At 62.0% G+C, this 20,802-nt stretch carries 25 protein-coding genes; 7 read left to right on the top strand and 18 right to left on the bottom strand.

What is annotated here, in order from left to right:
- Positions 1 to 39 precede the first annotated feature (39 nt).
- The 15 genes from C1949_RS16120 to C1949_RS16050 all read right to left on the bottom strand — a co-directional run bounded on the left by C1949_RS16120 (position 40) and on the right by C1949_RS16050 (position 12,706).
- Positions 40 to 852, bottom strand: coding sequence for a cobalamin-binding protein (locus C1949_RS16120; RefSeq protein ID WP_104739485.1), 813 nt, complete (start codon positions 850 to 852; stop codon positions 40 to 42).
- Entirely contained in the window at positions 853 to 1,278 is a 426-nt protein-coding gene (locus C1949_RS16115) for an MFS transporter (protein ID WP_104739484.1), read from the bottom strand.
- Complete coding sequence (gene ribA, locus C1949_RS16110) at positions 1,271 to 1,900, bottom strand: GTP cyclohydrolase II (protein ID WP_104739483.1); 630 nt, start codon at positions 1,898 to 1,900, stop codon at positions 1,271 to 1,273. The genes C1949_RS16115 and ribA overlap by 8 nt, the downstream gene beginning before the upstream one ends.
- 122 nt (positions 1,901 to 2,022) lie before the next feature.
- Positions 2,023 to 2,679 carry a retropepsin-like aspartic protease family protein gene (locus C1949_RS16105; protein ID WP_104739482.1) on the bottom strand — a complete coding sequence of 219 codons (657 nt, stop codon included), beginning with the start codon at positions 2,677 to 2,679 and terminating at the stop codon, positions 2,023 to 2,025.
- Between the two features lie 33 nt (positions 2,680 to 2,712).
- Positions 2,713 to 3,207: a phosphatidylglycerophosphatase A family protein gene (locus C1949_RS16100; RefSeq protein WP_104739481.1), complete on the bottom strand. Its 495-nt coding sequence runs from the start codon at positions 3,205 to 3,207 to the stop codon at positions 2,713 to 2,715.
- Positions 3,200 to 4,189, bottom strand: a complete 990-nt coding sequence (gene thiL, locus C1949_RS16095; protein WP_170063098.1) for a thiamine-phosphate kinase — start codon at positions 4,187 to 4,189, stop codon at positions 3,200 to 3,202. Before thiL ends, C1949_RS16100 begins: the two co-directional genes overlap by 8 nt.
- A gap of 16 nt (positions 4,190 to 4,205) precedes the next feature.
- Positions 4,206 to 4,682 (bottom strand): transcription antitermination factor NusB, encoded by a 477-nt coding sequence (gene nusB / locus C1949_RS16090; protein ID WP_104739479.1) that lies wholly within the window; start codon positions 4,680 to 4,682, stop codon positions 4,206 to 4,208.
- Entirely contained in the window at positions 4,682 to 5,158 is a 477-nt protein-coding gene (ribH, locus tag C1949_RS16085) for a 6,7-dimethyl-8-ribityllumazine synthase (RefSeq protein ID WP_104739478.1), read from the bottom strand. The genes nusB and ribH overlap by 1 nt, the downstream gene beginning before the upstream one ends.
- Before the next feature lie 195 nt (positions 5,159 to 5,353).
- On the bottom strand, positions 5,354 to 6,448 hold the full coding sequence (gene ribBA / locus C1949_RS16080; RefSeq protein ID WP_104739477.1) for a bifunctional 3,4-dihydroxy-2-butanone-4-phosphate synthase/GTP cyclohydrolase II: 1,095 nt from the start codon (positions 6,446 to 6,448) through the stop codon (positions 5,354 to 5,356).
- Between the two features lie 24 nt (positions 6,449 to 6,472).
- On the bottom strand, positions 6,473 to 7,135 hold the full coding sequence (locus C1949_RS16075) for a riboflavin synthase (protein WP_104739476.1): 663 nt from the start codon (positions 7,133 to 7,135) through the stop codon (positions 6,473 to 6,475).
- Between the two features lie 27 nt (positions 7,136 to 7,162).
- Positions 7,163 to 8,419, bottom strand: coding sequence for a sodium:proton antiporter NhaD (gene nhaD / locus C1949_RS16070; protein WP_104739475.1), 1,257 nt, complete (start codon positions 8,417 to 8,419; stop codon positions 7,163 to 7,165).
- Between the two features lie 12 nt (positions 8,420 to 8,431).
- The gene (ribD, locus tag C1949_RS16065) at positions 8,432 to 9,562 is read right to left on the bottom strand and encodes a bifunctional diaminohydroxyphosphoribosylaminopyrimidine deaminase/5-amino-6-(5-phosphoribosylamino)uracil reductase RibD (protein ID WP_229744476.1); all 1,131 of its coding nucleotides are present in this window, start codon (positions 9,560 to 9,562) and stop codon (positions 8,432 to 8,434) included.
- Positions 9,555 to 10,028 (bottom strand): transcriptional regulator NrdR, encoded by a 474-nt coding sequence (gene nrdR / locus C1949_RS16060; protein ID WP_104739474.1) that lies wholly within the window; start codon positions 10,026 to 10,028, stop codon positions 9,555 to 9,557. The genes ribD and nrdR overlap by 8 nt, the downstream gene beginning before the upstream one ends.
- A gap of 208 nt (positions 10,029 to 10,236) precedes the next feature.
- On the bottom strand, positions 10,237 to 11,718 hold the full coding sequence (locus C1949_RS16055) for an AMP-binding protein (protein WP_104739515.1): 1,482 nt from the start codon (positions 11,716 to 11,718) through the stop codon (positions 10,237 to 10,239).
- A 1-nt stretch (position 11,719) separates the two neighbouring features.
- Positions 11,720 to 12,706 carry an NAD(P)H-dependent flavin oxidoreductase gene (locus C1949_RS16050; protein WP_104739473.1) on the bottom strand — a complete coding sequence of 329 codons (987 nt, stop codon included), beginning with the start codon at positions 12,704 to 12,706 and terminating at the stop codon, positions 11,720 to 11,722.
- Positions 12,707 to 12,809: 103 nt separating this feature from the next.
- Between C1949_RS16050 and C1949_RS16045 the strand changes: the two genes are divergently transcribed.
- From C1949_RS16045 to C1949_RS16015, 7 genes are all read left to right on the top strand, one after another.
- The gene (locus C1949_RS16045) at positions 12,810 to 13,757 is read left to right on the top strand and encodes a LysR family transcriptional regulator (protein ID WP_104739472.1); all 948 of its coding nucleotides are present in this window, start codon (positions 12,810 to 12,812) and stop codon (positions 13,755 to 13,757) included.
- Between the two features lie 16 nt (positions 13,758 to 13,773).
- A complete protein-coding gene (locus C1949_RS16040; RefSeq protein ID WP_104739471.1) occupies positions 13,774 to 14,427 on the top strand; it encodes a class I SAM-dependent methyltransferase in 654 nt (217 codons plus the stop codon).
- A 58-nt stretch (positions 14,428 to 14,485) separates the two neighbouring features.
- Positions 14,486 to 15,364 carry a thioredoxin gene (trxA, locus tag C1949_RS16035; protein ID WP_104739470.1) on the top strand — a complete coding sequence of 293 codons (879 nt, stop codon included), beginning with the start codon at positions 14,486 to 14,488 and terminating at the stop codon, positions 15,362 to 15,364.
- Between the two features lie 115 nt (positions 15,365 to 15,479).
- Positions 15,480 to 16,130, top strand: a complete 651-nt coding sequence (locus C1949_RS16030; protein WP_104739469.1) for a DUF2796 domain-containing protein — start codon at positions 15,480 to 15,482, stop codon at positions 16,128 to 16,130.
- Between the two features lie 7 nt (positions 16,131 to 16,137).
- Entirely contained in the window at positions 16,138 to 16,848 is a 711-nt protein-coding gene (locus C1949_RS16025; protein WP_104739468.1) for an ABC transporter ATP-binding protein, read from the top strand.
- Positions 16,848 to 18,110, top strand: a complete 1,263-nt coding sequence (locus tag C1949_RS16020; protein WP_104739467.1) for an ABC transporter permease — start codon at positions 16,848 to 16,850, stop codon at positions 18,108 to 18,110. The genes C1949_RS16025 and C1949_RS16020 overlap by 1 nt, the downstream gene beginning before the upstream one ends.
- A 15-nt stretch (positions 18,111 to 18,125) precedes the next feature.
- Positions 18,126 to 18,632 carry a DUF3299 domain-containing protein gene (locus C1949_RS16015; protein ID WP_104739466.1) on the top strand — a complete coding sequence of 169 codons (507 nt, stop codon included), beginning with the start codon at positions 18,126 to 18,128 and terminating at the stop codon, positions 18,630 to 18,632.
- Here C1949_RS16015 and C1949_RS16010 read toward each other — a convergent pair.
- The 3 genes from C1949_RS16010 to C1949_RS16000 are packed head-to-tail and all read right to left on the bottom strand — an operon-like array spanning position 18,626 to position 20,795.
- On the bottom strand, positions 18,626 to 19,693 hold the full coding sequence (locus C1949_RS16010) for a tetratricopeptide repeat protein (RefSeq protein ID WP_104739465.1): 1,068 nt from the start codon (positions 19,691 to 19,693) through the stop codon (positions 18,626 to 18,628). The genes C1949_RS16015 and C1949_RS16010 overlap by 7 nt on opposite strands.
- Positions 19,693 to 20,385, bottom strand: a complete 693-nt coding sequence (locus C1949_RS16005) for an energy transducer TonB (RefSeq protein ID WP_104739464.1) — start codon at positions 20,383 to 20,385, stop codon at positions 19,693 to 19,695. Before C1949_RS16005 ends, C1949_RS16010 begins: the two co-directional genes overlap by 1 nt.
- A complete protein-coding gene (locus C1949_RS16000; protein ID WP_104739463.1) occupies positions 20,385 to 20,795 on the bottom strand; it encodes an ExbD/TolR family protein in 411 nt (136 codons plus the stop codon). Before C1949_RS16000 ends, C1949_RS16005 begins: the two co-directional genes overlap by 1 nt.
- Between the last annotated feature and the right edge of the window lie 7 nt (positions 20,796 to 20,802).

Genomic DNA, 20,802 nt, shown 5'->3' with positions numbered 1-20,802 from the left:
GTCATCTTGGCAGGCAATAGGGCTGGTGAACAACCCTGTCTAGAAACGCACCAACCCGCACAACTGCTCTACCCCACCAATAATCGCCGGGGTCGGGCGGACCAGTAGGTCACTGTCGAGTACATGGAGGCGGTTGTGCTGCACCGCGCTCATTCGCGGAAAACGACGCCAGTCGTCAAGCCAGCCTTCGGCGGTGACGCCCTGATCGGCCAACGCGATGATGATGTCGGGGTTGGCGGCCAGCACACCTTCGCGGCCGACTTGCGGGGCGAGGCCGGCAAGGTCGGCGAAGACATTGTCAGCACCGCACAGAGTCAGGACATCGGACAATAGCTGGTCACCGGCGACGGTGTAGAGCGGGTTGTCCCAGAGCTGCAGGAAGACCTTGGGCCGGGTTGCCGAGGGTGCAGCGCGGAGCCGGTCCAGCTGGGCGCGGAAGTCGGCTTCCAGCGCTTGGGCTTCGGCTGTCTGATCAAGCAGTTCACCGAGCTGCAGGGTCATGCTGGCGATGTCATCAAGCCGTTGCGGGTCGAACTGTTCGACGCGAATGCCCCAGCCACGAAGGCGCTCAAGCAGTTCGGGGGGATTGCCTGAGGTCCAGGCGAGGATCAGATCAGGCTGGACGGACACGATCCGCTCGGCAGAGAGGCTCTGATAGCTGCCGACGGTTTGCCGGTCGCTCAGCTCGGCAGGCAGCTGACCATCATCCAGTACACCGACCAGCCGGGCACCAGCGCCCAGCTGCAGGGTCATGTCGGTCAGGAAAGGAGCCAGGCTGACGATGCGCTCGGCAGCCTGAACGGGAAGTGCGTTGAGCGATAGCGCCAGCAGCAGCGCCAGCAGTTGGCGCACTCAGTCGACCCAGGCAGCCGGCGGGCGATACAGCAGCATAACGCCAAGGCTGACGATCATCAGCAGCACCAGCGGGATGACCTCACCCACGCAGAAGTAATGCACCAGCGCAATCAGCGCCGGTAGCGCGGCGGCAGCCAGGCCCAGACTCTGATTGCGGTGCAAGACTGCCCAAGCACTGGCGGCCTCGTGGCTCTCACCCAAGCCTTCGGCGCGAATAAGAGCGCGTTTGTAGAGCCGGAAGCGCCAGAGGGTCAGCATCAGACTGGCCATGCCCACGCCAAACAGCGGGACGGCAGCCTCGTCAAACAAGCCGGTCCAGTCGCCCAGCACCACAACCAGCAGGATCGGCAGCAGCAGAACGGCCAGACTCAGCATCCGCCAGACACTGCGCAGTGCGCGCCAATGGGGCTTGGGATCAAACATCGCCAGACTCAGCCTCGGCTTCTGCCTGATGCAGCTGACCGAGCATATGGCCCAACTTGCCGGCCTTGGTTTCCAGATACTTGGTGTTGTGCGGGTTCTTGCCGAATTGCAGCGGCAGACGTTCGGCGACCAGTACGCCAAAGCCCTGCATGGCCTTGACCTTGCGCGGGTTATTGGTCAGCAACTTGAGGCTTTTGATGCCCAGATGATCGAGCATCGGCTTGCAGATGCCGTAATCGCGCTGATCCGCACCAAAGCCGAGCAGTTCGTTGGCTTCAACGGTATCGGCACCACCATCCTGCAGGTGGTAGGCGCGGATCTTGTTCATCAGGCCAATGCCGCGACCTTCCTGACGCAGGTACAGCAGCGCGCCGCGACCTTCCTCAGCAATGGCCTTGAGCGCCGCTTCCAGCTGGAAGCCACAATCGCAGCGCAGGCTGAACAGGGCGTCGCCGGTCAGACATTCGGAGTGCAGACGGCCAAGCACGGGCTCGCCATCGGACACATCGCCCATCGTCAGCACCACATGCTCCTTGCCGGTCGCTTCTTCCAGGAAGCCGTGCATAGTGAACGTGCCCCACTTGGTGGGCAGCTGGGATGACGCAATAAAGGTGACAGTCACACCGGTCTCCTGTACGACCTTTGCAAAAAAGGGGCCGCTATATTATCAGCTGAAGCGGCTGCGGGCGATCTGCAAGACGCCTTGATAGCCGTGGTGAATGCCCTGATCTGAGCGCCAGGGAGTCAGTATTTGCGCTGGAGCAACAGCAGGTTGTCCTGCTCATCCATACGGACACGGCTCAACCAGCTCATGCCCAGCAGCACTTCGAGCGGGAAACGGCCCTCCAGCACCAATGCCTGCACATTGCTCAACTCAATGTCGCCCACTTTCACCCGGGCCAGATTAACCTGATAGCCTTCCACTGCGCTCGACGCCGTCGCCGCCCGAACCGGAGTACCATCCATTCGATAATCAATACCGAGACGTCGCGCCTGGGCGGAACTCATTGAAACACTGGTCGCCCCGGTGTCGACCATAAAGCCCACGGCTTGGCCGTTGATTGAGCCGGTAATCCGATAGTGCCCGCCCTCGCCGCGGGGGATGCTCACCTGCTGCCGCTCGGCCTGGGCAAACCCTTCGGTATATTCACGCTGCAGACCGAACTGGCGCGTCTGACCATCCACTCTCAGGGTTGCAGTCCGGCTGTCGGCGGCGATCAACTCGACCCCGTTCACCGGCGGCCTGCCCACCCGCAGCATGTGCCGCTGGCCATCGATATTAACCACTGCCGCGTTGGCGAACAGCCCGACTACCCGCACCTGGGTTGCCGCCGATACCAGCGAGGTCGCCGCCAGTCCAACGCCCAGCAGTACAGCAGAGAGAGAAGCGATACGGCCCATGCGGAGTTTCCTTTGTGCGACAGCCGGCGAGATTTACACCATAGCCAACAGGGTTTCAGCCAGCAACAGCACCAGCAACGCCATAAAGCCCGCAATGATGTCGTCGAGCATGATGCCGAACCCTCCGCCAACCTGACGATCAACCCAGCGAATCGGCCAGGGCTTCCATATGTCGAACAGGCGGAATAACACAAAACCGGCCAGCAACCAGAGCCAGCCGGTCGGCGCCAGCCAGAGCGCAATCCACAGCCCGACGAACTCGTCCCAGACGATGCCACCGTGGTCGTGCACGCCCAGGTCTTCAGCGGTCCGATGGCACAGCCAGATGCCGAGCAGGGTCGACAGTACGATCACCAGGCTGTAGCCGCCTAAGGGCAGTTGCTGCCACAGCAACACAAAGGGCAATGCCGCCAGCGTGCCCCAAGTACCCGGCGCAGGGCGAATCGCGCCGCTGCCGAAACCAAAGGCCAGAAAATGGATCGGGTTGCGCCACACCGAAGGTGGCGTGGTCTCGCGCGCGTCAGTCATCCGTGCTCCTGAAATGTTGATATCCCGCCGGGCCGTCGACGTTCTGCGGGCCAAGCCCGAGGTCCAGCTGAACCCCCTTGCCGCCCTGCACCTCGCCGATCACGCTCACCGCAAGCCCGGCAGCACGCCATTGCTCCAACCACCGGCGGGCAGCGCGCGGCAAGGTGAACAGCAAAACGTAATCGTCGCCACCGCGCAGCATCCAGTCGAGCCGCTGCCGTTCGGACCAGCTGCGCAGCGCATCCGACATCGGCAGCTGCGGCCCATTGATCAGCAGCCGCACGCCGCTGGCTGAGGCGATATGCGCGGCGTCGGCCAGCAGCCCGTCAGACACATCCAGTCCGGCGCTGGCAACGCCCCGTAGCCGTTGCCCCAGCGCCAACTGCGGCATAGGCCGCCAGAAACGCTGGTACAGATAATCCTGTGCTGCCATCGGCAATCCCACTGGCAGCTGATTGCCCAGCACGACGTCAAGGCCGGCAGCGCCATCGCCCAGGTTGCCGCCAACGCAGAGCAAGTCGCCGGGGCGAGCGCCAGACCTAGTCAGCGCCTGGCCAGCGGGTACCTGACCAAGCACGGTCACACCGATATTCAGCGGACCACGGGTGGTGTCGCCACCAATGAGATTGATCCCAGCGTCACGCGCCGCGTCTGCTAGCCCGCTGGAAAACGCCTGCAACCAGCAGGGCGTCGCCTGCGGCAAGGTCAGCGCAAGAGTAAAACCAAGGGGAGACGCGGCCATCGCCGCCAGATCGCTGACCGCAACCGCCAGAGCACGGTATCCCAACTCTGCGGCGGGACCCTCTTTAGGGAAGTGCACACCCTCGACCAGGGTGTCAGTGGAAACGACCAGTTGCTGCCCAGCAGCAGGCTGCAGTACCGCGGCATCGTCACCGATGCCGAGGACGGTAGCGCTGGCCTCGCCAGCCCGCTCCAGACGCGCAGTGCGAAAGTAACGGGCAATGAGTTCAAACTCGTCCAGCGCCATGGCCGGTCGATCAGCGCCCCTTGCGGGCAGCACCGACTTCGGCCGCACGCAGACGCGGCGCTAGCTTATCGAGAATGCCGTTGACGTACTTGTGACCGTCAGTCGCACCAAACGACTTAGCCATCTCGATGGCCTCGTTGATAACCACCCGGTAGGGTACGTCGATGCGCTTGAGCAGTTCATATACGCCGATGCGCAGCACGCTCAGCTCGACCGGATCGACATCCTTGATGTCGCGATCCAGCACACGGCTCAGCTCGTCGTCGATATCGCCGAGGTTGCGCGGCACGCCGGTCAGCAACTCGTGGAAATAGGCGCTATCAACCTTGCTGAAGTCGTTATCAGTGCGAAACTGCGCTTCAATATCCGACACCGGCAGATCAGCCATGTGCCAGGAATACAGGGCCTGCATCGCCAGGCTACGCGCCTTGCGGCGGGCCGACGCCTTGGGGCGACCGGCAGCGCCAGAACTCTGCTGAGCGTCCATCAGGCCTCCAGCTGCTTGATCACGCTGACCATTTCGTAGGCCGACATGGCCGCTTCCGCGCCCTTGTTGCCAGCCTTGGTGCCGGAGCGCTCGATAGCCTGCTCGATGCTATCGACGGTCAGTACGCCGAAAGCAACCGGGATGCCGTACTCCAGAGATACCGCACCCACGCCTTTGACGCACTCGCCAGCAACGTATTCGAAGTGCGGGGTACCGCCACGAATAACGGCGCCCAGGGTAACAATAGCGTCGTACTGCTTCAGGTCGGCAACCTTCTTGACCATCAGCGGAATTTCAAAAGCGCCGGGAACACGCACGATGGTGATGTCTGACTCCTTGACGCCGTGACGTTTGAGCGCGTCAACTGCGCCCTCGACCAGGCTTTCCACCACAAAGCTGTTGAACCGGCCAACGACCAGTGCATAGCGGCCTTGGCCAGTTACAAAATCACCTTCGATGGTACGGATAGCAGTCATGAACAGTCTCTCTGTATAAAGAACCGGCAACGCGCCAGGCGCTGCCGTAAATCAAATGAATGAAGAAAACTACCTGCGTTGCCATCGCTGCGTTAAAAACAGGCTTAGAATGCTCATTTACAACTCGTAAACTCCGCTTCTTCGCCTGTTTTTGCCTTGCGCTGGCTGCCTCGCCTACGTTTTCTAAAAAATTAGTCAGTCGCAGGGCAAGTATTCTACTACTTCCAGGTCAAAGCCGGATATGGCATTGAACTTCATCGGTGCCGACAGCAGGCGCATCTTGCGCACACCCAGATCACGCAGAATCTGTGAACCGGCACCAACGGTATTATAGGTCGAGGGACGGCGTGGTGCCGACTTGCCGGTACCCAGGTTGCTGACGTGCTCCAGCAATGCTTCGGAGTCGACCTGATTACCCAGCATCAGCACCACGCCACGGCCTTCGGCCGCTACCCGGCGCATCGCTTCCTGCAGGCTCCAGCGACCAGCCTCCGGTACCAGAAACAGGTCACGCAGCGGGTCGACGTTGTGGACGCGAACCAGGGTCGGCTCTTCCGGCTCGATGTCACCCAGCGTCAACGCCAGATGCACCACGTCGGCGGTACGGTCGCGGTAAGCAACCAGATTAAACTGGCCCAGCTCACTGCTCAGCACTTTCTCGTCCGCCCGCTCGACCGTGCGCTCGTTGAGCAGCCGGTAGTGGATCAGGTCGGCAATGGTGCCGATCTTGATGTTGTGCTGTTTGGCGAATTCTTCCAGCTCAGGGCGACGAGACATGCTGCCATCGTCGTTCATGATCTCGCAGATCACCGCAGACTCGCCAAAACCCGCCATGCGCGCCAGATCGCAGGACGCCTCGGTATGCCCGGCACGCGCCAGCACGCCACCAGGCTGCGCCATCAGCGGGAAGATGTGCCCGGGACTGACGATATCATCGGCAGTCGCTTCAGGTGCGGCGGCAGCCTGTACGGTGCGCGCACGATCAGCCGCAGAAATACCGGTGCTGACACCAACAGCGGCCTCGATGGAGACGGTGAACTTGGTGCCGAAACCGGAACCGTTGCGCTGCACCATCAGTGGCAGCTTCAAACGCTCGCAGCGCTCCAGGCTCATCGGCATGCAGATCAGACCCCGGCCGTAGCGCGCCATGAAGTTGATGTGCTCGGCCTGGCAGACCTCGGCGGCCATGATCAGGTCGCCTTCATTCTCGCGGTCTTCGTCATCCATCAGGATGACCATCTTGCCAGCGCGAATATCGTCGATCAGTTCTTCAATGCTGTTCAGTTTCATCCGGCCCTCCAAGGGCTGGTTATATCAAGACTTGAGGAACCCGTTTTCCGCCAGAAAGGCCATGCTGATGCCAGTAGATGTCGGCTCGGCGGCTTTTTCGCCCAACAGCAGACGCTCCAGATAACGGGCGATCAGATCCACTTCCAGATTGACGGTGGTGCCGGGCTGGTAATCGCCCATGACGGTTTCCTGCAGGGTGTGCGGAACGATGTTGAGATGGAAGACCGCGCCTTCCACCGCGTTGACGGTCAGGCTGGTGCCGTCAACAGTAATAGAGCCTTTGTGGGCAATGTACTTGGCCAGCTCGGCCGGGGCTTCCACGCGGAAGTGCCATGAGCGAGCGTCCTGCTGCAGCGACAGCACCTTGCCGACGCCATCGACATGACCGCTGACCAGGTGACCACCTAGCCGGGTAGTCGGTGTCAGCGCCTTTTCCAGATTGACCCGGCTACCGGGCTTGAGGGCGGCAAGCGCGGTGCGGCGAATAGTCTCCTGGCTGACGTCAGCCCAGAAGCCGTCACCCGGCAATTCGACGGCAGTCAGGCAGACACCGTTGACTGCAATGCTGTCGCCCAGTTTGACGTCCCCGAGATCCAGCTTGCCGGTGCGCACATACAGACGTACGTCGCCGCCCTTGGGCTGCATGCTCTGAATCTGACCAACCGCTTCGATAATGCCGGTAAACATGAATTGCCTCGCTTTCGCCTATGCCGGTCAGGAAACCAGCAGACCCAGACCGTAGACAGCGATGAAGCCGAAGGCAAAGGCCATCAGCAACAAGCCAAAGCTGCGCAGGTAGGTCATGAATGTCAGGCCGGGCATCTTGCTCATGGCGACGATGCCGGCAGCGGAGCCAATTATAAGCAGGGAACCGCCCACACCGACAGCGTAGGTCAGCCCCATCCACTCGGCGACGTTCATATGCAGGTCAGCTTTCAGCAGCGCAGCGGTCAGCGGTACGTTATCAATCAAGGCCGACAGCATACCCATCAGGAAGTTGGCCAGCAGGGTCGGCATAACGTCATACAGCGCGGTCAGGTTCTGCAGGGTGCCAATGTACTGAAGCATGCCAACCAGCAGCAGCACGCCAAGGAAGAACAGCAGCGTCTCGAACTCGATAACGCGGATGTACTCCAGAATCGGGTCCGCATCGATGTCTTCGTTGAAGAACCGTGCAATCAAAAACATCAGCGCCAGGCCGGTCAGGAAGGTCAGCACCGGCGGAATAGCAAAGAACAGGCTGAGCAGAATGGTGGAGACAATGGTCAGCAGGAACAGCCCGCCGATGACCTGATCCACCCCACGCAACTCGTGCAACTGGTTCTTCTCGATGATCACTTCGTTGCTCATACCGATCGACAGCAACCCGGCCAGCAGCAGCACCGCTATCAGTGCCGGCGCACTGAGCAGCAGCAAGTTGGTGATCTCGACCTTGTCAGCCATAAAGATCATCAGGGTGGTCACGTCACCCGTGATCATCGCGACACCGCCGGAGTTGACCGCAAACACCACCAACGTGGCGAAGCGAAGCATCTTGCGCAGCTCCAGATTGAGGCTCAATACCAACGCCACCGACACCAGGGTGGCGGTGATGTTATCGGCGATGGAGGAAAAGACAAAACAGAATGCGCCGGTCAGAAACAGCAACTTGCGCTCGGTAATCCGCCCGGGAAGGATGCGATAGATAACGTTTTCGATCAGCCCCTTCTTGTTGAGATAGGCGACGAAGGTCATGGTTGCCAGCAGGAACAGCCAGAGGCTGGCGATATCGGTGATGTTCTCGTTGAGTGCCTCCTGCACATGCTCCCGTACCGCATCGCTCGGCGCCGCGATAAACAGCACCAGCCAGGAAAGTGCCCCGAACAGCAGCACCACCTTGGCCTTGTTGACGTGAATGACTTCTTCCAGCACGACCCCCAAAAAGGCCACTACCGCCATTATCCACAGCAGTATCTGCACACTACTTTGCATTGTCTTACACTCTCAGGAAGGGAAAATCGGTCGTGCTGTGATGCGCCAGTCCTGGCCTATTGCGCGCATGTCGACGATGTCTACGTCCATCGCCTCACTCATGCTTTCGAAGGGCAATTGCATCAACGGCCGCGCCTGACTTCCGAGCAGACGCGGCGCCATATACACAATCAGTTCATCAACCAGCCCGGCGCGCCAGAAGGCACCAGACAGGCCGGCGCCAGCTTCCACCAGCACCTCATTGCAGCCTCGCCCGGCGAGGGTCTGCAGCACCGCGTGCAGATCGACTTTGCCGTCTGCACCGGGGACCGCCAGCAGCTCACTGCCAGCAGCACGATAATCATCGGCGGCCTGTTCTGCACTGGTACTTATGACCAATGTCGGCCCCGTTTCTCGGAAAAAACGCTGATCCAGCGGCACCCGGCGCAGACTGTCGATCAACACGCGCAGCGGCTGACGCGCGGCTGCTGACGCGGCTTCGTCTTCGGGCAACCCCAATTCGGAAGCACGTACGGTCAGCGCAGAATCATCCAGCAGCACGCTGTCGGCACCGCTGACAACCGCCCCACTACGCGCGCGCAGGCGCTGCACATCGGCACGGGCTGCGGGCCCGGTAATCCACTTGCTCTCACCGCTGGCCATGGCGGTACGACCATCAAGGCTCATCGCCAGCTTCACCCGCACCCACGGCAGGCCTTGCTGCATACGCTTGATAAACCCGGGGTTGACCGCCTGAGCCTGTGCCTCAAGCAGGCCGCAACTGACCTCGATACCCGCCTCGCGCAGCCGATTCAGGCCGTTACCGGCAACCAGGGGATTCGGGTCCTGCATGGCCGCAACCACGCGGCGGACACCTGCCTTGACCAACGCCTCGGCGCAGGGTGGCGTGCGACCAAAATGACTGCAGGGTTCGAGGGTAACGTAGGCAGTGGCGCCGCGCGCCCGGTCGCCGGCCTGCGCCAGCGCGTTGACTTCAGCGTGGCCTTCGCCGGCACGTACGTGCCAGCCTTCGCCGACAACCTGATCGTCTGCGACCAGGACACAACCAACGCGCGGATTGGGTTCGGTGGTAAAGACACCCCGCTCAGCGAGCATCAATGCTCGACTCATCCACTCCCGGTCAGCCGTGCTCCAATCAGGCATCCGTTTCATCCTGATCGCGGCGCGCAAGCCGCTCGATCTCTTCGCGGAACTGATTGAGGTCCTGGAAGCGGCGGTAAACAGACGCAAATCGGATATAGGCCACCTCGTCGAGCTGTTTGAGCTCGCGCATGACCATCTCACCGACAGCCAGGGCCTTGACCTCACGCTCGCCGGTCGCCCGCAAGCGGTGCTTGATATGACCGATCGCGGCCTCGATCTGTTCGACGCTCACCGGACGCTTTTCCAACGCGCGCTGGAAACCGGCACGCAGCTTGTCTTCATCAAAGGGCTGGCGACGGCCGTCCTGCTTGATGACACGGGGCAAGACCAGCTCGGCGGTCTCAAAGGTGGTGAAGCGCTCCTGGCAGGCCAGACATTCGCGGCGCCGACGTACCTGATCGCCCTCAGCCACAAGACGAGAGTCGATCACCTTGGTGTCATGTGCGCCACAGAATGGACAGTGCATGCAGGTTTTCCCAGGCGAATAAAAAACGGCCTACATCTTACCTTTTGTAGGCCGCGGATGAAATGTGTCATTACATTTCAACTACCACATTGTCGCACCCGACCGGGCTGCCAGCGTTTCAGCCGCCCGGCGCCGGACCAGAGAGGCTGCCTGATCACCAAGCCGGGCAGGCTGAAACAGCAGCAGAGCCTAAATGGAAACACCGTGTTCAGGCGCTGGCGCTCAGATAGCTATCACGCAACCTGCGCTTGGCCACCTTGCCGTTGTCGTCACGGGGCAGCACATCCACCAGCTCGACGCGCCGGGGAACCTTGTAACCGGCCATGTTGCTGCGGATAAACGCCTGAACGGCAGCTTCATCCAGATCCGGGTCGGAGACGGCGACCACCGCCATCAAAGACTCGCCATACTCGGCGTCCGGCATACCGAATACCGCGCAGTCGCGCACACCGGGCAAGGTGATCAGCACGTGTTCAATTTCCGCCGGATAGATGTTCACACCACCGGAGATCACCATGTCGGACTGGCGGTCACAGACATAGAGGTAGCCGTCGGCATCGAGGTAGCCGATATCACCAACGGTTGCCAGGTCGTCGAGTCCGGCCTTGCTACGAGCCGCGTCGTTGTTCAGGTAGGTAAAATCCGGCACCAGCGGCTGACGCACGTAGATCACGCCGGGCTCACCGACACCGCACACCTTGCCATCCTCAGCAACGATACGGATCCGCGTATCACCGATCGGTCGCCCTACGCTACCCGGCTTGCGCCGGGCCGACTGGGGGTCTTGCAGGGTGATCATGCCGGTCTCACTGGAGGCGTAGGTTTCAAAAATCACGTCGCCCCACCAGTCGAGCATCGCCTGCTTAACGTCCGGAGCGCAGGGCGCGCCGGTCGAGGCAACAAAGCGCACGGACGAAATATCGTACTTGGCCCGCACCTCAGCCGGCAGACGCAACAGCCGGACGTACATGATCGGCACCAGATAAACGGTTTCGATCCGGTGCTGTTCGATCAGCGCCAGCGTCTGCTCGGCGTCGAAGCGCGGCATGACCACCAGTGTTTCGGCCTGCTGGATCGCCTGCTGGGCATAGGAGGTTGGCGCGCTGTGATACAGCGGCGCGGTCACCAGAGCGCGCGTGCCGGGGGTTATGCCCCAGGCAATCCGGCACAGCTCGCGCATATGCTCGGCCATCTGCGCGCGCGCCTCTGGCGGCGGCGCCAGCCGCACGACCCCCTTGGGGCGCCCGGTGGTGCCGGAGGTGTACGCCATGTGAGCTCGCGGCGTACGCTCGGGACCGTCATAGGGTGCCTGCTGCGCCAGCCAGCGCTCGTAGTCGCGTGCATCCTCTGCCCCGCCACCAACTACCAGCACATGCACACCCGCCGGAATGGCACCGTCAAGCGTCGCCAGCAGATCAGCCTCGACAAGCAGCACCTTGGCCGCCGAGTCGTTCAGCAAATAAGCCACCTCGTCGCTCTTGAAGTGCCAGTTGATCGGACAGTAGTAGCATCCCGCGGTCTGACAGCTCTGAATAGCGTCGATAAACACCGGGCCATTGCGCAGCATCACGGCGATGACGTCTCCATCCTCCACCCCCATGCGCGCAAGACCACCAGCCAGACGCTGCGCGCGTAGCTCCAGCTCGTCACCGCTGCGCTGCAGCTCGCCGCAAACCAGCTCGGCCGTCATATCAGCGCGCTCCAAAGGGTTGGGTAATACGCGCCATGCGCTCCTGTGCCTCGTGGTACTCGCGCTCCAGCGTGCTGACCGCTTCCGCTGTCGAGGTGACCGCGCCAATGCTGCCAACGCCCTGACCTGCGCCCCAGATATCGCGCCAAGCCTTGGTCTTGCTGCTGCCACCGGAACCGAACTTCATGCTGCTCTTGTCGCCTTCGGGCAGGTTGTCCGGGTCCATGCCGGAATTGACAATGCTCGGTTTCAGATAATTGCCGTGCACGCCGGTAAACAGGTTGCTGTAAACGATGTCGTCAGCCGTCGTATCGACCAACATCTGCTTGTAAGCCGCATCGGCGTTAGCTTCATGGGTGGCAATAAAGCGCGTGCCCATATAGGCCAGATCCGCGCCCATCGCCTGCGCAGCAAGGATCTGCTCACCCTTGGTAATCGAGCCAGAAAGAATGATCGGGCCGTCGTAAAAAGCGCGAATTTCCGACACCAGCGCGAACGGGCTGAGCTGACCGGCATGCCCTCCGGCGCCAGCGCACACCAGGATCAGGCCATCGACATCGGCTTCGATAGCCTTTTTGGCGTGCTTGACGTTGATCACGTCATGGAACACCAGGCCACCATAGCTGTGAATCGGGCCAACCACTTCATTGGGTGCGCGCAGGCTGGTGATGATGATCGGCACCTTGTACTTCACGCACAGCTCGACGTCGTGCTGCAGACGGTCGTTGCTGCTGTGCACGATCTGGTTGACCGCAAACGGCGCCACCACAGCATCCGGGTTTGCCGCCTTGTAGTCCGCCAGCTCGGTGGTAATGCGTTGCAGCCATTCGTCCAGCACTTCGGCCGGGCGCGCGTTGAGGGCCGGAAACGAGCCGACAACACCGGCCTTGCACTGGGCAATAACCAGGTCCGGGTTGGAGATGATAAACAGCGGCGAACAGATGACCGGCAGGCTCAGATTGCCTTGCAGTACGGCGGGCATACTCATGCGTGCATTCCTTGTAGTTGTGGTTGACCGACTATAGAAGCGCCGCCATTGATCTACAATGCACACACTCAATGCCCAAACTGTTTACCAATCGGCAACAATTATGGATATCAAAACCCTGCAGTACTTCAGCGCCATCGTCGAAGCCGGCAGCATGAGCGGTGCAGCTCGTCGGCTTGGCACCTCGCGTTCGCATATCAGCCGGCGCCTCAAGGCACTGGAGCAGGATCTGCAGGTGCAGCTGCTGCGCCGCACTACCCGGCGGGTCGAGCCGACCCAGATCGGCTGGGCGTTATATGAACACGCCGCCCGTATTAGCCAGGAGCTGAGCGCGCTGCAATCGACGGTCGACAACCTCGGGCGCAACCTGCGCGGCCATTTGCGCCTGAGCGTACCCTCGGCGCTTGGCCAGCAGATCATCGGCCCGCTGCTGCTGGAGTTTGCCGACACCTATCCGGATGTGACCCTGCAGCTGACCTTCAGCAACCGCATCTTCGATCTGGTAGCCGAGGAAATTGACGTCGCCATTCGCGTCACCAACACCCCGCCGGATACGCTGGTCGCCCGCGATCTGGGCCCCATCGAATGGGTGCTGTGCGCCAGCCCCAGCTACCTGCAACGCATCGGTACACCAGCGGCGCCAGAGGACCTGCTGCGCTGTGATGTCGTGAGCGTCAAGGTGCCGGATCTGCGCCTGCCGCTGGAGCTGTCCGATGGCAAGCACAGCCAGCAGCTGACCCTGCGCCCACGCTTGCAGACAGAGGACATGCTGTTCCTGCGGCGCGCCGCACTGCAGGGGCTGGGTTGCGCTTTGCTGCCCTACTACGCGGTGCGCGAGGAGCTGAATGCCGGCAGCCTGAAAGCCGTGCTGCCTGGCTACCGCGCGCGAGTCGATGCCTGGGGCGATCACCTATACCTGCTGACCGCGCCCAACCTCTATCCAACCCTGGCCACCCGGGCACTGATCGAGTTCCTGCGCACCCGGCTGGCCGACATACCGCTGACACCGCAACACCCGACAGCGAGTGAACTCGCTACAATGCCCGCCTGACTTCAGGAACCCGACCATGACACTCGACGCCCTTACCGCTGAACTGCATCAGGTTCTGCCCGATGCCCAGCTTGTGCCGAGCCGCCTGCCCGGCCTGCCGGAACTGGAGCTGTGGTTGCTCGATCCGCGCAATCTCGATCGTGCCTTCGCTAGCGATGAAACCCGTCGTCTGTTGGAGCACCCGCCCTACTGGGGATTCTGTTGGGGCAGCGGTCTGGCGCTGGCGCGTTGGGTGCTGGATCACCCAGAACAGGTGCGCGGCAAGCGGGTACTGGATTTCGGCGCGGGTTCCGGTGTGGTCGCCCTGGCCTGCCGCATGGCGGGCGCCGAACAGGCTATCGCCTGTGACCTCGACCGCCCCGCCCTGCTGGCCTGCGCACTCAACGCCCGGCTCAATGACATGCAGATCGTGCTGTCTGACAACTACTTCGCCGTTGAAGGCGAGATCGATCTGCTTATCGCCGCTGACGTGCTCTACGACATCGAGAACCGTCCGCTGCTGGACCACTTCGCCGAGCGCGCCGGCAACGTACTGATTGCCGACTCGCGGGTACGTAACCTGACCCACCCCCGTTACCAGCGCAGCGCCATCCTGTCGGGGCGTACCTGGCCCGATCTGGGTGAGCCGCTCGAGTTTCGCGATGTCAGCCTGTACCAGCTTACCCCTTGACCTTGGCGCCATCGCCACCATATAAGCCAAACTCGATATCACCGCAGCGGAATAGTCCATGTCATCGCCCTATCTGTTCGACGCCACCACCGATACCTTCGATCGCTACGTGCTCGAAAACTCCTTCCACAAACCCGTGTTGGTGGACTTCTGGGCCGACTGGTGCGCGCCCTGCAAAGCGCTGTTTCCAGTACTGGAGAAAATTGTCGACAGCTACGAAGGCGAACTGCTGCTGGCCAAGGTCAACTGCGACGCAGAGCCAGGCCTGACCGAGCGCTTCGGCATCCGCAGTCTGCCGACCGTCGTACTATTCAAGGACGGCCAGCCGGTCGAGGGCTTCGCCGGCGTACAAACCGAGAGTGCCATTCGTGAACTGCTGACGCCGCACGTCAACGAGCCCGCACCCGTTGCCGAGCAGCCCGGAGAAGATCTGGCCAGCCAGGCACAGGCGCTGATCGATGCTGGCCAGCCGCAGCAGGCGATCACCCTGTTGCAATCGGCCCTGCAGGCGGAGCCGGATGATGCGTTGCTGTTGGTATTGGCTCGCGCACTGCTGGCCGACAACCAACTGGACGACGCCGAGCAAGTCATCAGCGCCGTCCAACAGCAAGACAGCCACAAACAAACTTTGAGCGCACTCAAGGCGCAACTGAATTTCGCCCGCCAGACCAGCGGCATCCCCTCCCGCGAGCAACTGCAAGCACGCCTGAACGCCGACGCAGGTGACAGCGAGGCACGCTACCAGCTGGCCCTGCACGACCTCACTGATGGCCATGGCGACAGCGCCCTGGCATCGCTGCTTGACCTGCTGCAGCGCGACCGCAGCTGGAATGACGGAGCAGCGCAGAAGACCCTGCTGCAGGTCTTTGATCTGCTGGGGGGCGATCACCCACTCACGGTGCAGTACCGCCGCAAGCTGTACCAGGCCCTCTACTGATTCAATCAATTGCTCCCGCGTCGGCGACAGTGCATGACCGGGAGCGATAAATGCGGGGTTGCCTTATCGCAAAAATGAAATAAGATAACATTTTATTTCAACCAGGAGCTTACCCATGCGCCGTACCCTGCTTGCCCTGAGCGTCGCCCTGTCCGTCAGCCAGTCCGTCCTTGCCGAAGAACACCAGCACGCCAGCCTCGGCGCCCATGAGCACGGCGTTGCAAGCCTCAACCTGGTGGTGGATGGCAGCCTCGTGAGCCTTGAGCTCGACAGCCCCGCAGCCAATCTGGTTGGCTTCGAGCACCTGCCAAGCAATGACGAGGATCGCGCTACCGTCGCCCGCGTCAAAGCGGCACTCGAACAGGCTGACACACTGTTCAGTTTCACCCCGGCAGCCGGCTGCACACTGCAGCAAGTCGAGCTGGAGAGCCCTCTGTTTGCCGCACACGAGGACGAAGACTCGGATGAGCATGAGCATGAGCATGAGCATGAGCATGAGCATGAGCATCATGACGATCACGCATCGGGCGAACATGAACAGCATGATGACCACGACGATCATCACGACCATGAACACGGTGAACACGCCGATATCGAGGGCCGCTTTGACTTCAACTGCTCGACTCCCGAGCGACTTGAAGCGCTGACCCTGCCGTTGTTCAATAGCTTTCCGGCGATGCAGCGCATTCAGGTGCAGGCCATCACCACCAGCGGCCAGCATGGCGCCGTGCTGACCGCCGACCAACCCACGCTGTCATTGGACTAAAGCCAACATGACCACACCTCTGCTGCAGGTCACTGACCTGCAGTTCGCCTGGCCGGGCCAGCCGACCTTGCTGGACATTCCGGCCTTCACCCTTCAGCCGGGAGAGCGGCTGTTTCTCAAGGGCCCGTCCGGCAGCGGCAAGACCACGCTGCTCGGGCTGCTCGGCGGAGTGCACCAGCCGCAGAGGGGCGAGATCAACCTGCTGGGCCAGTCACTGGGTCAACTCTCCGCCCTGCGCAGAGACCGCTTTCGCGCTGACCACACCGGTTACCTGTTTCAGCAGTTCAACCTGCTGCCGTACCTGTCGGTACTCGACAACGTTACCCTGCCCTGCCGCTTTTCAGCCCTGCGCCGCGAACGTGCACTGCGTCAACATCCCAGCCTGAACGCCGCCGCCGAACATCTGCTGCGAGAACTCGGGCTAAGCGATACTACCCTGCAACAACGCAGCGCCAGCGCCCTGTCGATCGGCCAGCAACAGCGCGTGGCCGCCGCCCGCGCACTGATCGGCAGCCCTGAACTGGTCATCGCGGACGAGCCAACCTCGGCACTGGATGCCGACAGCCGCGACGCCTTTCTCAAGCTGCTGTTCGACGAGTGCGCACAGATGGGCAGCAGCCTGCTGTTTGTCAGCCACGACACCAGCCTCGCCACGCGCTTTGATCGCGCCCTGTCGCTGGCCGAGTTGAACCGCGCCAGTCAGCCGGAGACATTCTGATGTATCTGCTGCGCCTTGCTATCCAGAGTCTGGCCAACCGCCGTTTTTCTGCCCTGCTTACCGTGCTTGCAATTGCCCTGAGCGTCACCCTGCTGCTCGCCGTTGAGCGGGTTCGCACCGAGGCTCGCAGCAGCTTTGCCAGCACCGTCAGCGGCACTGACCTGATCGTCGGAGCCCGTTCCGGCTCGGTTCAGTTGCTGCTGTATTCCGTTTTTCGTATCGGCAACGCCACTAACAATATTCGCTGGGACAGCTTCCAGCAGATCAGCAGTCAGCCGCAGGTCAAATGGGCTATCCCGTTGTCGCTTGGTGACTCACACCGCGGCTTCCGCGTACTCGGCACCAGTCAGGCCTATTTCGAGCATTACCACTTTGGCCGCAATCGCAGCCTGAGCTTCAGCCAGGGCCAGCCGTTTTCCGATCTCTATGATGCGGTGCTCGGCGCGGACGTCGCACAGGAACTCGGGTATCAGCTCGGCACCGAGCTGGTGCTGGCCCACGGCGCCGGCGCGGTCAGCTTCGTCAAACATGCGGACAAACCCTTCCACGTAGTCGGCATCCTGGCCAAGACCGGCACCCCGGTTGATCGCACTATCCATGTTAGTCTGCAAGGCATCGAAGCCCTGCACGTGGACTGGCAGCAGGGCATGCCCGCGCGCGGCGCCGGCAGGATTAGCGCCGAGCAGGCGCGTGAGCTGGACCTGACGCCGCACGCCATTACCGCGTTTATGCTTGGCCTCAATCGCCGCATCGATACCTTTGCCTTGCAGCGTCAGATCAACGAGTTCACGGGTGAGCCGCTGCTGGCCATCCTGCCCGGCGTTGCCCTGCAGGAACTCTGGGGGCTGCTTAGCGTGGCGGAAAAAGCATTGCTGCTGGTGTCCGTATTTGTCGTACTGACCGGACTGGTAGGCATGCTGACCGCGATTCTCAGTGGCCTGAACGAGCGACGCCGGGAAATGGCCGTACTGCGCTCGGTCGGTGCGCGGCCGCTGCATATCTTCGGCTTGCTGTTGCTGGAGGCTGTCAGCCTGACCATCGCCGGTATCGCGCTCGGCCTGGGCCTGCTGTACGCCGGCATTGCTGTGGCCCGGCCCTGGCTGGAACAGCAATACGGTCTGTTCCTGCCGCTCGGCTGGCCAACCGGCAACGAGTTGGCGCTGCTTGCCGGCATCGTCGGCGCCAGCGTGCTGATGGGATGCATTCCAGCCTGGCGTGCCTATCGACAGGCGTTGCTCGACGGCTTATCCATTCGACTTTAGGAATCTGCACATACCATGACCCGCCTCACCCGCCTGCTTGCTCTGACCCTGGGTCTGCTTGCCCTGCCAGCTGAAGCCGCCCGCGAGCTTAGCTGGGAGGAACTGGTGCCCGCCGGTACCGGCTACCTGTACGGGATGCCGCCGGCACGCCATGACGGCCTCCAGTCGGAAGATCAGCCCCCTGCCGATCCGCTAACCCAAAGCATGACCAACGCGCCCACAGTCGCAGAACTGGACGGCCAGGAGGTTAAATTGCCGGGCTATGTGGTTCCGCTCAATGTCGACCCAAACCAGCGCGTCACCGAGTTTCTGCTGGTACCCTACTTCGGTGCCTGCATCCACGTACCACCGCCCCCCTCGAACCAGATCGTGCTGGTTCACAGTGAAATCGGCATCGCTCTGGACGCAACCTGGGTGCCGTACTGGATCACCGGCACCTTGCGGGTCGAGCAGAGTGAAAGCGAGCTGGCAAACGCGGGTTATCGCCTGGACGCCAGCGGGATTGAGGAGTTTGCCTACTGAGCAACTTCCAGCGCCTGCTCCGCCAGCGTGCGAAGCAGGTTGACCTGATTGCGCTGTACCGTTCCGGATGGCTGGAACCCTCGCAAGGTAGCCTGCAACGCCTGCCACTGCTCTTGCTGATACTGCAACCAGGCCACCTGCAGGCGGTCCGCCGATTGCCCTGAAGCCGCCGCCACCCGCAGCCAAAGCTGCAGGGCCTGCGGATAATCCCGCGCCGCTTGCCACAACTGGGCCAACTGACGTTGACGCTCGAGCGTGCTGTCCAGCAGGCGATCACTCAACAACTGCTCAAGCAGGCGGGCTGCTTGCCAGGGTGCGCCCGCACGGGTATGCAGCGCGACCAGTGTTTCCATATCGCCGGGCGTCAGCCCGACACCCGCCAGCTGTGCCAGCCGCATGGTCGCCGCCGCCTTGGCCTGCTGACCGGCCAAGCTCTGCAGACTGGCCAGTTGACGCCAATTGGCCCGATTGTCCGGCGCGCGGGTCAGCAATACCTGCTGCCAGCGCGCGGCCTCAGAGTAGCGCTTGATTTCGTAGTTCATGCCGACCAGCAACTGATACCAGATATCCCCGGCCTCCGGGCGCCGGCGCACCACCTGTTCGGCCAGCGGCAGGGCCTTGCTGAACTCACCCAGCTCGCGGTAGGCCTGGACCAGCAACTCGCGGCTGGCATCGCTTGTCGGCAGTTGCTCCAGCTCCATGACGGCCTGCCGGTAACGCTGCTGTTGCATCAGTAAACGGGCCAGGTTGGCCCGATCCTGCGCTTCAACCTCAGCGCCCAGCGCGTGCTGATTGAGCGACTCGCGCAACCAGTGAATCGCATGTTCGGCATCACCGGCATCAATCGCCATGTAGGCCAATCGCTGCTGTAACAGCGCACGCTCCAGACTACCCTCGGCGCTCGCCGGCAATGCCGCCTGTAGCTGCAGGCGAGCGGCAGCCTGATCACCACCCTGCTCGGCCGCCCGTACATCATCCAGCGCCCTGTAGACCCTCGGGTCGATCTGCTCGGCCAACACCGGCGCCGCCAGCAGCAAACAGCTGAAAATCCAGGCGCGCATCAGTGCCGCCCCGGAAGAACGAATTGGAACTCCTTGGTTGCCTCCCGCGCGACCGCGATACCGTTTTCCTGCCGAGGCACAAATCGGCTGCGGCTGACCGCTCTGCGGGCAGCGCGGTCAAACACACCGGGCGGCTCGGAACTCAGCACTCTGATATTCTCGACACGCCCCTCGGCGTTCACCACAAACTGCAGAGTAACCGCTCCCTCGATACCTGCCCTTTGCGCCCGCTCCGGGTACTCCGGCTCGACCAGATTCAGCGCTACCAGCTCTTGTGCATCACTCTCGGGGGCACCGTGCGCTGCAGCCTGATGCGCCGAATTGCTGCTCGCTTCACTCGGCGCGGCGGCCACCGCAGCGGGTTCCAGCACCGGTTGCGCTGGGGCGGCACTGGTCGTGAGATCGCTTTGCAGTTGCGGGACTTCAATCTTCAACGTCGGCGTTGGCAATGGCGGGGCAACAGGCGTCGGTGGCTGCACTCGCGGCCGTTGTGGCGGAGTCGGACGCTCCGGCGCCTGCTGTGGCTGGTTACGCTCGCTGGGGGTGTCGGCCACGCTACGGGTAACCCCGATACGCAGCACCTCGCGCTCGGGCTGCTCGACCCGCTCTGGCGGCATCACCAGCGCCAGCATCAGACCGAACAGCGCCAACGCCACCAGCAGGGCCAGAAAAAAACTGCCCAGCAGCCGCATCACGGCCCCGCCGTCGCCGCCAGCGCCACATCCTCGATGCCAGCCAGCTTGGCCTGATCCATCACGCGCACCACCAATCCGGTGCGCGCATCACGGTCGGCCTGCACTACAACGGTACTGTCCGGCTGATCGACACGCATACGCTCGACGGCTGCACGTACAGCACGGATATCAATAGCCTTACCATCCATCCAGATCTCACCATCCGCGCTGACAGCAATAAGAATGCTCGCTCGCGGCTTGCTCACCGCGCTGTCAGCACTCGGGCGCAACACGTCGATACCGGCTTCGCGCACAAAGGAACTGGTCACAATAAAGAAGATAAGCATGATAAAAACGATGTCGAGCATCGGCGTCAGGTCGATACCCGCTTCCTCGTCGCTACCAGCGTGATGTCTGCGCATGCGCATCGGTGCT

The sequence above is a fragment of the Halopseudomonas oceani genome (genome assembly GCF_002903165.1).
Taxonomy (GTDB): domain Bacteria; phylum Pseudomonadota; class Gammaproteobacteria; order Pseudomonadales; family Pseudomonadaceae; genus Halopseudomonas; species Halopseudomonas oceani.
Note: the sequence above shows the minus strand (reverse complement) of the source record. Positions and strands in the feature narration are given on the sequence as shown.